Source organism: Neobacillus sp. NPDC097160 (assembly GCF_044762155.1).
Taxonomy (GTDB): Bacteria; Bacillota; Bacilli; order Bacillales; family Cytobacillaceae; genus Neobacillus.
Genome location: NZ_JBIWDU010000004.1, coordinates 40655 through 53610 on the forward strand (window position 1 = coordinate 40655; position 12956 = coordinate 53610).

At 35.5% G+C, this 12956-nt stretch carries 14 protein-coding genes; all 14 read left to right on the top strand.

Annotated features, from left to right (window positions below; all coding sequences use genetic code 11):
- The first annotated feature begins 2 nt into the window (after positions 1–2).
- The 14 genes from ACIQXV_RS06850 (at position 3) to ACIQXV_RS06915 (ending at position 12818) form a co-directional block, all read left to right on the top strand.
- Positions 3–797, top strand: coding sequence for an MBL fold metallo-hydrolase (locus ACIQXV_RS06850; RefSeq protein ID WP_402957211.1), 795 nt, complete (start codon positions 3–5; stop codon positions 795–797).
- Positions 798–1000: 203 nt separating this feature from the next.
- Complete coding sequence (locus tag ACIQXV_RS06855) at positions 1001–2233, top strand: S1C family serine protease (protein WP_402957213.1); 1233 nt, start codon at positions 1001–1003, stop codon at positions 2231–2233.
- A 128-nt stretch (positions 2234–2361) separates the two neighbouring features.
- Positions 2362–2529 carry a CxxH/CxxC protein gene (locus tag ACIQXV_RS06860; protein WP_402957712.1) on the top strand — a complete coding sequence of 56 codons (168 nt, stop codon included), beginning with the start codon at positions 2362–2364 and terminating at the stop codon, positions 2527–2529.
- A 100-nt stretch (positions 2530–2629) separates the two neighbouring features.
- A complete protein-coding gene (gene rlmH / locus ACIQXV_RS06865; RefSeq protein ID WP_402957215.1) occupies positions 2630–3109 on the top strand; it encodes a 23S rRNA (pseudouridine(1915)-N(3))-methyltransferase RlmH in 480 nt (159 codons plus the stop codon).
- A 121-nt stretch (positions 3110–3230) separates the two neighbouring features.
- Positions 3231–4388, top strand: a complete 1158-nt coding sequence (locus tag ACIQXV_RS06870) for a phospholipase D family protein (RefSeq protein WP_402957216.1) — start codon at positions 3231–3233, stop codon at positions 4386–4388.
- Positions 4389–4414: 26 nt separating this feature from the next.
- Positions 4415–5800, top strand: a complete 1386-nt coding sequence (locus ACIQXV_RS06875; protein ID WP_402957218.1) for a DNA adenine methylase — start codon at positions 4415–4417, stop codon at positions 5798–5800.
- A gap of 3 nt (positions 5801–5803) precedes the next feature.
- Positions 5804–6919, top strand: a complete 1116-nt coding sequence (locus ACIQXV_RS06880) for a site-specific DNA-methyltransferase (RefSeq protein WP_402957219.1) — start codon at positions 5804–5806, stop codon at positions 6917–6919.
- 84 nt (positions 6920–7003) lie between these two features.
- Positions 7004–7450 carry a RadC family protein gene (gene radC / locus ACIQXV_RS06885; RefSeq protein ID WP_402957221.1) on the top strand — a complete coding sequence of 149 codons (447 nt, stop codon included), beginning with the start codon at positions 7004–7006 and terminating at the stop codon, positions 7448–7450.
- 14 nt (positions 7451–7464) lie between these two features.
- Positions 7465–7974, top strand: coding sequence for a DUF1643 domain-containing protein (locus ACIQXV_RS06890; RefSeq protein ID WP_402957223.1), 510 nt, complete (start codon positions 7465–7467; stop codon positions 7972–7974).
- Between the two features lie 33 nt (positions 7975–8007).
- Positions 8008–8622 (top strand): DUF960 family protein, encoded by a 615-nt coding sequence (locus ACIQXV_RS06895; RefSeq protein ID WP_402957225.1) that lies wholly within the window; start codon positions 8008–8010, stop codon positions 8620–8622.
- 53 nt (positions 8623–8675) lie between these two features.
- Positions 8676–9683, top strand: coding sequence for a hypothetical protein (locus tag ACIQXV_RS06900; RefSeq protein WP_402957227.1), 1008 nt, complete (start codon positions 8676–8678; stop codon positions 9681–9683).
- A gap of 181 nt (positions 9684–9864) precedes the next feature.
- On the top strand, positions 9865–10296 hold the full coding sequence (locus ACIQXV_RS06905) for a hypothetical protein (protein WP_402957229.1): 432 nt from the start codon (positions 9865–9867) through the stop codon (positions 10294–10296).
- Positions 10297–10317: 21 nt separating this feature from the next.
- Positions 10318–10866, top strand: coding sequence for a hypothetical protein (locus ACIQXV_RS06910; RefSeq protein WP_402957231.1), 549 nt, complete (start codon positions 10318–10320; stop codon positions 10864–10866).
- Positions 10867–11135: 269 nt separating this feature from the next.
- On the top strand, positions 11136–12818 hold the full coding sequence (locus ACIQXV_RS06915; protein WP_402957232.1) for a DNA primase family protein: 1683 nt from the start codon (positions 11136–11138) through the stop codon (positions 12816–12818).
- The last annotated feature ends 138 nt before the right edge of the window (positions 12819–12956 follow it).

A 12956-nucleotide genomic window follows, 5' to 3' on the forward strand; every position in this document is an offset into this window, starting at 1 on the left:
ATATGTCGTTGCGTTATAGCATCCTAGCAAGCGGGAGCACGGGAAACGCCCTGTATGTAGAGTCTGATGACCATTCCTTCCTAGTGGATGCCGGGTTTAGCGGGAAGCAGATGGAGTCGCTTTTCGGACAAATTGACCGTGATATCAGCAAGCTTTCCGGTATCTTTGTCACTCATGAGCATAGCGATCATATTAAAGGGATAGGTGTTCTCGCCAGGAAATATCATTTGCCTGTTTTTGCAAATGAAAAAACATGGCGTGCCATGGAAAGCTCGGTTGGTGTGATTCCAACAGAGCAAAAGTTTATGTTTAATATGGAAACCGTGAAGAGTTTTGGTTCGGTTGATATTGAATCGTTCGGTGTCTCGCATGATGCCGCAGAACCGATGTTTTACGTCTTCCATCATTCCGGAAAAAAGCTAGTTCTCATAACGGATACAGGCTATGTTAGTGACCGGATGAAAGGAACTATCTCCAATGCCGATGTGTATATCTTTGAATCAAATCATGATGTGCAAATGCTGCGCATGGGCAGATACCCTTGGAATATTAAGCGGAGAATACTAAGCGATGTCGGCCATGTTTCCAATGAGGACGCGGCACTTGCAATGAGTGATGTAGTTGGGGACAGAACGAAGCGGGTCTATCTCGCCCATTTAAGCCTTGATAATAACATGAAGGACTTAGCAAAAATGGCGGTTGCGCAAACGCTCGAGAGCCGTGGTCTTGTGGTTGGCGAACAATTCGGGCTATATGATACAGATCCGAAAATACCAACTATTTTAACAGCAGTATAGGAGTTTTTTGAATGAAGTTGTCTTTTTTATAGGCACTTCATTTTTTTTATAAAAATTGAAATAAACTAATAATCTGTGAACAAAGTGGTAAGTTTTTCGTAACAAATTGCAATTTTTTAGTAATTTACGGATGAACGAGTATAATTGTTATTATAAGCCAAAATAGTAGATAGCAACCTTTTCGAATGAGAGGAATGGTGTTAATGGGTTATTATGACGAGCATCAACAGGGGCGATATCGGGAGCAAAGAGGAAAAAGAGGCGGGTATTTTCTTACCAGTTTAGTCGGGGCGATTATTGGTGCACTTTTAGTTGTCTTTTCCATTCCAACCTTGTCAAAGCAAGGCGTCCTGCCCTATACTATTAATCCAAATCAAAATACGGCGACAGAAACAAACAAGACGAATCAACAGAATGTCATTCAACAGCAGGTTTCCTATGATGTGAATACGAATATTACCAAAGCAGTTGAAAAAACCGGTGATGCGGTTGTCGGGATCAACAACATTCAGTCGTCAAGCTTTTGGTCAGATAATGCTGATGCAGAAGAGCCTACAGGGACAGGTTCAGGTGTTATTTATAAAAGGGCTGACAACAAGGCCTTTGTTGTAACGAATCATCACGTTGTCGAGGGTGCAACTAAACTGGAAGTCACAATGGCGGATGGAACGAAGATACCGGCCAAGCTCTTAGGAAGCGATATTTGGACGGATTTAGCCGTGCTTGAAATCGATGCCGACAAAGTAAAGAAGGTAGCAGAATTCGGCAATTCCGACAGTTTAAAAATGGGTGAACCGGTCATTGCCATCGGGAACCCACTTGGCGCTACTTTTTCAGGCTCTGTCACACAAGGGATTATTTCGGGGTTAAAACGAACGATTCCTACTGACATCAATCAAGACGGTATTGTCGACTGGCAATCAGAAGTGCTGCAAACGGATGCCGCTATTAACCCCGGCAACAGCGGCGGGGCGTTAATCAATATGGCCGGCCAGGTGATTGGGATTAACTCGATGAAAATTGCCCAGAATGCGGTTGAAGGAATTGGTCTATCGATTCCCATCAATTCTGCCAAGTCGATTATTGATGACCTTGAAAAATTCGGCTCTGTGAAACGCCCGTATATGGGTGTGGATTTAAAATCAGTTGCGGAAATCCCTGCTTACTACCAAGAGGAGGCATTGAAACTACCTCGTGATGTCACTTATGGTGTGGCACTGCGTCAAGTCGTGCCAAATTCACCAGCATCACAAGCGGGATTACAAGAGCTTGATGTCATTGTCGAAATGGACGGTCAGAAAATAAATGACGTCATCGACCTCCGGAAGCATTTGTATCAGAAAAAGAAGATTGGTGAGAAAATGACGATTAAATTTTACCGTGAAGGAAAGCAAAAGGAAACAACCTTAACATTATCGGCGGAAAAATTACAGTAATAATGGTGCATGTAAAACGGGAGAGTGATTAATTCACTTTCCCTTTTCTTATGGTATTATGAATGAGGTCGTAAGTATGATTGTAATTAGAAAAGCTCAAAATAAAAGGAACAATGAAGTTCGGGAAGGTGAAAAGTTTGATTTATAGTTGTGAGGAACATATTGAAATTGCATTAGATGATATTGTGGATCAATATCAAACATATCCGGTGTTATCAAAGATTTCTGTGGATAAGTCATCAACAGGCTGTGAATATTGCGAAAAACAGGCTGTATATATGGTGGCGAACAAGTGATTCCATACAAGATGTGGATAAAAATTGTGAATATGTGGACAACTTTTGTGGATAACTTGTTTGTAAGCTGTTTGTAATTTAATAAAAAGGGTTGTGGATTGTGAATATCTCGATCATTACGGTTGGAAAGTTAAAAGAGAAATATTTAAAGCAGGGCATTGAAGAGTATTTAAAGAGATTAACCGCCTATGCAAAGGTTGATGTCATCGAGGTAGCGGATGAAAAGGCACCGGAAGAATTAAGCGAGCTGGAAATGGTGCAGGTGAAGCAAAAAGAAGGCGAACGAATTCTTGCAAAGATTGGCCAGGATACATATGTGATTGCCTTGGCAATCCAAGGTAAGCTGGGATCATCAGAAGAACTGGCTGATTCGTTAGATAAACTCGCTACATATGGAAAAAGCAAAATTGCCTTTGTGATCGGCGGTTCATTGGGATTGAGTGAGGATGTTTTGAAGCGCTCAAACGAGCAGCTGTCATTTTCACGGATGACCTTCCCCCACCAGCTAATGAGGCTGATCCTAGTGGAACAAATTTATCGGGCGTTTCGGATAAATCGGGGAGAACCGTATCATAAGTAAATGAGGTTTTTTAACTTTATTAATCAATTAATTATATATGAGTGAATACAATTGACAGAATTTTCTTGGTTAAGTAAAATAGAACATAGGTTCCTTATATTTATAGAAATGGGGTTTTCTAATGTTCTATATCCAAGATGGCCGGTTCAGTTACTCTTTAACCACTCATGAAGCAATATTAACAGCGGCAACTAGCACCCATAATAATGTTGATTATGGTGCTGGGGTGTTTGCCTTTGCAACATCTGGAGGGGCTTCATTAGTATTTGAAGACCCAATTCTTAGCAACTTCTTATCGAATAATCCTTTTACATTAATTGTTGGTATTGATGATATCACTAATACTAATACACTAGGTAAACTAAGGGAATTAAGTGACTTATATCCGAATTTGGAGGTAAAAGTTTTCTGTCATAGTGATTCAGGTTCATTATTTCATCCAAAATTCATTTGGTTTAAAGTTGATGGAGAAATTAGGCTTATAACGGGTTCCGGTAATTTAACTGAAAAGGGTTTAAGACGTAACAGGGAAGCTTTTACAATAAATTATCTTACACATAATGGGTTAAGAGCTTTTGAAGATTATTGGAATGTCTGGATTAGTGAAAATAATGATAATCTACGTGACCTAGATGACGAAGAAGTAGTAAGAAAAGCTGCTAGGAATGCTACAAGATTTATTAGAACTCGTAGAATAGAAACGGAATTAGATGCAGATGAAGATGAAAATACCTTCACTGAAACAGAGAATCAATCACAAAATACAGAACAAATCCCCTCTGAAATCTTAGAGACAGAGGATTATGAAGCTTGGACAATAGAAGATAATCCTGAAGTTCTTGTAGCTGAAATCCCTAACAGTGGTGACCGATGGAAGCAAGCTAATTTCAATCGTTCTGTATTTGAAAGTTTCTTTGGAGGGATAGCAGGATTAAATGTGGAAAGACGAATATTACTAAGACATGTAGGCACAACAGGAAATCTAGAAGAATTAGAAGTTAGACCAACAGTGTCTGTAAGGAGCCAAAACTATCGAGTTGAATTAAATGCAGCAGGTGGCTTAGATTATCCTGAGGGAGATAATAGACCTATTGGAATTTTCATAAAAGTAGCTACCCGTTCCTTTATTTACTCTCTTGTGATGCCGGAAGATGTAATTTATAATGAAGTTCTAAGCTACTTAAATAACTATCAACCAAGAGTGGGAAATAGAATGAGACGGTATTTGACAGATGTTGATGAACTCAGAGAAAACTGTCCAAGCTTAAACTTTTGGTAATTTGATAAATTGAGGAATGATAGAAAATGGTTGTAAATTCGAATAAGCAGATTACTCTTTTTGAAGAGGAAAAAGGTGCTTTTAGACCAATTCACTATTTAGGTAGTAAATTGAGAATTCTTGAAACCATTTCAAATATCATTGATGAAATAGACCCTACTTTTGGTAGGGTCTATGATGTTTTTTCAGGCTCGGGTACAGTTTCTTCCTTTTTAGGGGGAAAAAGGGCGGTTACTTCAGTTGATATTCAGGAATATTCAAGGATATTAACAAGCGCTGTTTTACAGCCTTTTTATGAGAAAGACCTATTAGAAATTAAAAATAGACTAACTGGATATAAGGTAACTGATTTGCAGGAATGTTTCAAACCGTTAATTAACTATGAAGAATGGGCTCTTGCAAAAGCATCTGGAAATGAAATTTTTGATATTTGTGAGTTGGTAGAAAATGGTTCAATCTTACCTTTTTTAAATTATGAAAGAGAAAATATAACGGATGGATTAAAAAATGCATTAAGTGCCACTGTTTACAATCTTCAGGATAAAAATTTGATTGACTCCGAAAATTCAATAACAAGCCGCTACTTCGGTGGAACGTATTTTTCTTTTAAGCAAGCGAGTGAGTTAGATAATTTATTAAATATGGCTAACTCGTTTGACAGCAGAGTTAAAGATATTGTAATTGCAGCTACTTTAAGTACCGCCAGTGAAGTTGTTAATACTGTAGGTAAACAATTTGCTCAACCGTTAAAGGCTTTCGATGGGAAGGGGAGTCCTAAAAAATCAATTGTTTCAAAAATTATTAAGGATAGAAGCCTTGATGTATATCAGATTTTTGAAGAGCAAATTAACAAGTATTTTTCTTTGGAAAAGGGAATATTTAACCATATATCTCTCTGTAGCAACTACTATGATGCGTTGAATAATTTAAGTAGTGATACAAAGGTAGTTTATGCGGACCCTCCATACACTCGTTATCACTATAGTAGGTACTATCATGTGTTGGAGACCATGAGTCTAAGGGATAATCCTGAAATTACTATGGTAAAAACAAATGGAAAAATGAAAATGAGTCGAGGTTTATACAGAACTGAGCGACATCAGTCTCCTTTTTCAATCAAAACACTCGCAAAGGAAGCTTTTAATAATTTATTTTCTAAGGTAAGCGAAAAAAACGTCAGTTTAATACTTTCGTATTCACCTTACAATGCTGAAAAAGAAAGTACTCCTAGAGTCCAAACAGTTAGCGAACTATGTGATATAGCTAATAAATATTTTAATAAAGTGGAATTGCTTTCTATTGAGGGATTTGTTCATTCTAAATTAAACGCAGTTAATAAAAATTTCGAAGTACCTACTGATGCAGAGATACTGATAATTTGTACAGAAGCAAATGGAGGTGGAAAGAAATAGAAAATGAAATATCAAAAAAAAGCTTATTATGGAATGGAAGATACAAATAACAAAATCTTCAAGGGTGATAACATAGAAGTTCTAACTCAAATTAGAGATATCTATCGTGGCAGGGTTGATTGTATATACATTGACCCTCCCTATAATAATGATGAAGAATATATACACTATAATGATTCGGATGGTTTTGATATATGGTTAGAAAAACTATGTAATATTCTTCCGTTACTTTTTGAGTTGTTAAGTGATAAGGGGAGCTTATGGATATCCATTGACGATGGAGAATTACACTATCTGAAAGTTGCTGCAGACAAGATTTTTGGTAGAAAAAACTTTGTTCATACAATTGTATGGGAGCATAGAACAACACGAGAGAACCGTATGGCATTTTCAAATAATCATGAATACATTTTAGTATATGCAAAAAAACCGGACGAGTTTAAGAAAAGAAGAAATTTATTGGATGTAGACGAAGAATTCCTAAAGAGGTACAAAAATCCAGATAATGACCCTAGAGGACCTTGGCAATCAATATCCGTTTCTGTTCAAGCTGGTCATGCCGTATCATCACAGTTTTATACAATTGTTGCTCCAAACGGGAATTTGCATAAACCACCAGCAGGAAGATGTTGGGCTTATAATGAACAACGAATGTTAGAAGAAATTAAGAATAACAATATTTGGTTTGGAAAAGAAGGTAATGGTGTTCCACGAAGGAAAAAGTTCCTTAGTGAAAGTAAAATAGGACTAACACCAGAAACTATTTGGTTTGCTGAAGATGTAGGAACTACAGACCAAGCAAAAAAACATTTAAAATCACTTTTTAAAAACCAAGATGTATTTGATACACCTAAACCAGAATCACTTTTAAAAAGGATTATTGAAATTAGCACCAATGAAGGTGAGTTAGTTTTAGATGCTTATTTAGGCTCAGGAACTACAGCTGCTGTCGCACAAAAGTTGAATAGAAGTTATATAGGAATTGAACAAGGAGAGCATGTTTCTGATATTATAATTCCTAGGCTTAATAAAACTATTGACGATTTACTATCTGAAGATGGGGTAAGAGATAATTTGGGTTATGAACTGTGGTTAGAAGAAAGTAACGATATAGATTGATAAATGTATATTATTAACATGAACCGATATTTAAGTCTTAGTGTCAATAACACACTAAGGCTTTTATTTTTTAGGAGGAAAATTATGCAACCATCAAAACGAATTAATATTGTTAGTCTAAAATTGGTAAGGGAATCGAGTCTACTGTACAAAGAAAGGTTTGTAAGGTCACCCGAAGATGGTTACCAATTAATGAAGTTGTTCCTTGCGGACAAAGACCGAGAGCATTTCATTGTTGCCTCGCTTGATACAAAGAACCAACCATTATCAATTAATGTATGTCACATTGGCAGCTTAAACGTTAGCATAGTACATCCTAGGGAGGTGATGAAGTCAGCAATTTTAAGCAATGCCGCTTCAATAATTGTCGGACATAATCATCCATCAGGGAAGCCTGAACCAAGCAAAGAAGATATAGAGGTGACTAAAAGGTTAGTAGAAGCAGGGAAAATTATTGGCGTAGATGTAATTGACCATATAATCGTTGGCGATGAATCCTACACTTCATTAAAAGAAAAAGGCTATATCTGAAAGGGAGAAAAACAATGAGAACTACAAAAAGCACCATAAAAACAGAAGTCACTTATGATGACGAAATGAAGAACAAGTATCTTATTAGAAAAGAGTGGGATAAGAACAAGAAAAAGGCACTTATCATTATGAAAAACGCAGGTCAGGCAGATGAAATTGTACAAGACCAAACAACCATGTACGTCATTAATAACCTTTCTAAATTGGAATACGGTGTTGTGGATATTGTGAATTTATTTCCATCTATTAAAGGAGATGAAACGAAAGAGTCTGTCATTGGAAATTTGAAATGTATTCAAGAAGCTATCACAAGAGTAGATGATGTTATTATTGCTGTTGGAAAAGGAGTAGAGACAAACAAGAATGCAGTTGAACGATTAAACATGATTTTAGCCATATTGCTGGACAAGAGAGCAAATATTCTTCAAATAGAAGCGAATTTTGGTCGGAAAGGTTTCCATCCTCTCTATCCTGCTCTGAAACATCAGTGGAAATTAGTACCGTATGACACAGCCATAATTTAAATCAATAATATTGAATTTGAAAGGAGTTACGCCATGTTCGGTATAGAGCAATTGAAAGATTTTATGGAAGAGGAATTCGGTGTAGCGGTTAAAACAAATGCGGTAGGAGAGGAAACGGTACTTCTTTATCATGAGGAACTAGACGAGCAACTCATTTTAGAGGATGTGTTGCAAATATTACCGAATCCAGTTTTATTTCAAACCTATATTTACAATGATGAGTCAGAGTGGATTATTGGAATTGCTTTAGAAGCAGAAACCAATAATCCACTCTTTTTAGTTTGTCTAAAAGATGAGGTTAAGGTGTATGAGAAATTATTAAATAAAGGAGAAAAAAGTATGAATGAACAGCGTAAACCACGTTATATGACTAGGGCTATTAGTGAGAAAATAAGTATAGAAATGCAAACTCTTCTGTGGGAGCTCTTGGACTCAATTGCAGTTCAAAGAAAAGATAAAATGGATTATTTGCAGGTTTTTGAATTTGTTAATATCAACAAAAAAATAAAAATTATTAATAGTCAGGAACAACCACCTATAAAAGAAGAAATAATAATAGAACAAGGTATAATGAACCTAAAGGATACTACTATTTGGATAATTGATGAACCTGATAAGCAAACAATGCTTTTCCCGAGTGATTATTAATTAATAATTTATGAATAAAAAATGAAGATATACCCTTCTAAGGAGCTGAAAAGATGGTTGAAAGCATTACTATGTATCAAATAACCAAAGAGTTACTGGCACTAGAAGGTGAGGATATAGATACAATTCCTGCTGACGTAGTAAAAGATGCCAACCCTAATAATTGTAAATATTTTAAAAAGGTACTAAATTTAGTAGCTATAGATGAAGAAGTATTTAAAAATAAAAATGGATTTTCTTTTAGCATAGATTCTAAAGAAGCCATTAAATCAATAATTAAGGACCATGTTACTTATACTAAATTAATGCAACAGCATCCGCAGGGAAGAGATTTAAAACTTTTAAACGAGCTAACAGCTAATATTAAAACGATTTTAATAAATGAGATTGAAAACCAATTTTCTTTACAATCAATGTTAGCAAAACTAGAGCTGGTAACATTCAATGAAAGGCAACAACTGAATAAGTATTTGCAAAGTTTGAGTATACCAAATTTTAAAGAGACATTAAGCCCCACAGACGAAGAAATATTACATATGTATTATATTGAAGAAATGATTTTATTAAAAAAGAAGTTTAAAGGTATCCGTGAAATTTTCTCTGAAATTAGAGCAGAAGAGGTTGTTAATAAGTCGATTGAAGAAATTGTAAATTTAAATTCTGATGAATTATTAGGAGAAATAAGTCCATCCACGGATAAAATTATGTTGGAACGTTTAGTTATAAAAGATTTATTAGATACTAAAAAGCGGAAAGATACCAGGGTACAGAGAACCATTGAAGAATTGGCTAATCAAGCTGGACTAAAAGAAAAAGAGTTTATCAACGAGTTAAAAGTTTTTAGAAAGAAAGGGTATAAGGAACATAGTTTGTTCGAATTAAGTAATGAAAGAAACTATGTAAACACTGAAGAATATGCTTCACCTTACGAAGTTTTAGAGCAGGCAAAAAAAGAATATAAAGAATTCAAAGGCACAAAGCCTATAAAATTACCTTCTTCTGAAGAGATAAAGGCTTTGAAAGAAATACTAAAAGCAAATGGATTCTTAAAGGGACAATAGTGTGAGGAGCACTATTGTTTTTTTTTTGGAGAAGGGGTGTCTCAAATTTCTATTTATGAGATACCCATTGGCTATAAAAACGTATGGCATTATATGACTTGTAGAAAGCAATTAGGTCTACAAAAACTATCAAATCAAAATGAAATCTTGAAAACTAACTATACTTTAGGAGGAAAAAATTATGCTATTGAAAGAACAAACTCAAAAATACTATAAAGGCAACTTAACTTTTTTCGACGATGCTCAAAAACAAGTTGAAGAGTTAGAAAATATCTATAAAAAAGAAAAACGATTAATGGAGTTAAATCCATTTGGTGACGAAATTGCCGATTCAGATGGTAAGAATGATTTTGCTGTACTTGATAATGTAAATACGTTAAAAAATTTGATGGCTTTTGCAGAGATTACTCGTTACAGAGAAGACCTTCTAGCCGAGATGCCAGAGGATGGAAAAAGAAAAGTAATACAACTTATTATCGATAACTTAAAGATGTTTCACGTGAAACCTGTTGCTTATGAAATTAAAAAAGATTCAATTATAGTTGCGTGGTATTTAAATTCAGTTATCAATACCTTTACATTTTCAGACCAAGTTGAAGCACTAGCTGAATAATTAAAACCAGGAGGGAAATTCATGTTAAAAAAAGTGAAACGTCCTACATTATATGGACCAGATAATAATAAAGACCAAAGTGAAGAGAGGGATAATAACATGATGAATTTAGCAAATTTCGATGAGAAAGAAACTGATGAAAAAACAGAACGGAATTTTGCTTTTAATCTAAGGCGGAAAATATCAAATATCTTCCCAGTGGAGGCTTTGAATCTTTATAACTTATTACCACCTAGCGTTGATACTCCTTCAATATCGGAGGGAGTAGTAGACCTAACAATAAGCGACTGTACACTTAACGTTGAAACATATGGAAAATATCAGGGCTTAAAAAAAGCCATAATCAAATTTTTTGATGAAGAGGGACAAGTATTAACCCAAACTTTTTACCTGGGACAGACTAATACAAACTTTGTAAAGTTCATTAATGGTGTACTTGGGGAAATTCCAGAAGGTGAATTTAGTTTAAACACTCTCAAAGGGAGAAAGATAAGAGCTTTCCTCTATCATAACTATACAAATGAAGGCAAATGTTACGTGAATATCGCTACTTGTGAGCCTGTTGAGTAAAGATAATAAATTAGGAGTGATAAGGAATGCCTTTAAAAAAAGTGAAACGTCCTATTCTAGTGGGGAATTTAAATGGTCAGAATATCAAAATCACACAATTGGTAGGGTTAAAGGGAAGTTGAAAAATTAGCCATTATGAGACACCTTCAGGTGATGTTTTTAAAGATTGCTAGTCAGACGGTAAAATCACCAAATCAATAGGAATTTTAAGAGAAGGAACAGAGAAATTTATTTCTCGTCTTTCTCTAAATAAGGAGAAGAGTATACTAATGAAACTAGTTGAAAATAAAGAGAACGATTATATTTCATCTTATCCCATTAAAAAGGTAAGGTTGTTAGAATCGACTGAAACAACAAACTCAAAAATACTTTCCATTGATATTAAAGAGAATCTTTCACTAATCGTTACAGCAATTAAAATTGTAGCGATTGAAGAAGGGGCAGCCTTTTTCTCTGCTTTGATGAGTCATGTATATGAGACCTCGAAACAGGCTGCTATTGATAAGTACAATAACGCCGACGAAGTACCTGAGTCCCTTGTTCCAGTTGACTTACTTGAAGAATTGGCACTTATCTTAACAGTGGGTAAAGCCGAAGAAAGAGGCTTTTTCTATGACGAAAAGAAAAATAGCTACTTGTTCAATGCTAATGCATTTGCAAAGCATTTTATTAAAAGATGCCATGTTCGCTCAACAAAGGATGGTCGCTTGTTCCTTTACAACAGAAAAGGTGTGTATGAAGAACTATCTGAGGTTAATCTTGGAAAGGTCATACGAAAGATTATGCACGAAGGTAGATGGAACAGCTGGAAAAGTTCCTCCGAAGCGGAAGTCGTCAAAGCACTTCAACGTGAATCGATTACCGTTGAAGAAATGAATACAAATCGCAATTACATTAATGTGAAGAATGGGATGCTCAGTCTGTCAACCTTTACACTTCATCCTCACTCACCTGAATTTTTATCAACCGTACAAATTCCGATTGAGTATGACCCTAATGCCACTGCACCTCATTTCATGACTTTTATGAAAGATATTACGATTGATGATAGTCAGCTAATTAGTGTTCATCAAGAGCTAGTGGGGTATTGGCTGACAGTTGAAACGAAAGCTGAAAAGGCAGTTTATTATTATGGTAGTGGAGCAAATGGTAAAAGTGTCATGGCTTCCATAGTTACTGCTCTTGTAGGCGAAGAAAATGTTAGTAGCGTCCCTCTCTCGGAGTTCAGCCAAACATTCGGCATGGAAAGCCTAATTGGGAAGTCTCTCAACATTGCTGCCGAGAACGAAATGGGTGGGAAATCACTCCGAACAGAAAATTTCAAAGCAATTGTAAGTGGTGACAATATTACCGTTAACATAAAGTATCGTCCATCTATTAGCTACACCCCATTTTGCAGACTACTATTCTTAGTAAATAGCTTGCCTGATTCAATGGATGTGACTAACGGTTATTTCCGAAAGTTAATGATTATTCCTTTTAAAAGGACTTTCGGTAAAGGAGAACGTAATGTCAATTTAAAACAATTATTACTGAAGGAATTACCCGGTATTCTAAATTGGGCAATTGAAGGTTTGAAACAATTAAGGGCAAGTAACTTTCAATTTAGTCATTGTGATGCCATTGAAGAATGCCATCGTGCGTACTATGCTGAACAAAATCCAGTAAAGGAATTCTATCATGAACATATCATCCTAGAGGATGGGGTGCGTACAAAGCAGTCAAACTTTCATCATAAATATATGCACTGGCTGAATATGCAAGGCATTGACGATAAAGGAACGAAATCCAAGCAAGTATTCTGGAGAAATTTTAAGGTTGTTCTTGAAAATGAAAATACACCAATCGTAAAGAAAAAAGTTCAAGGGACGTTTTATTTTGAAGGGATTAAGATTGAAGGCTTGGAAAATGCAAGTCACCCTATATTAAACGGTGAAGTAATTCACTTTTAGGGGGACTAGGGGGCATATGAAAAATAAAAGTGGGCGGTATCGTAAAGTAAAAACTAGTAAAATGGAAAGTTTTAATTTTACATGCCACCTACACCCCCACAATGGAATTTATCCAGAAATCAAATATATATTATTTTA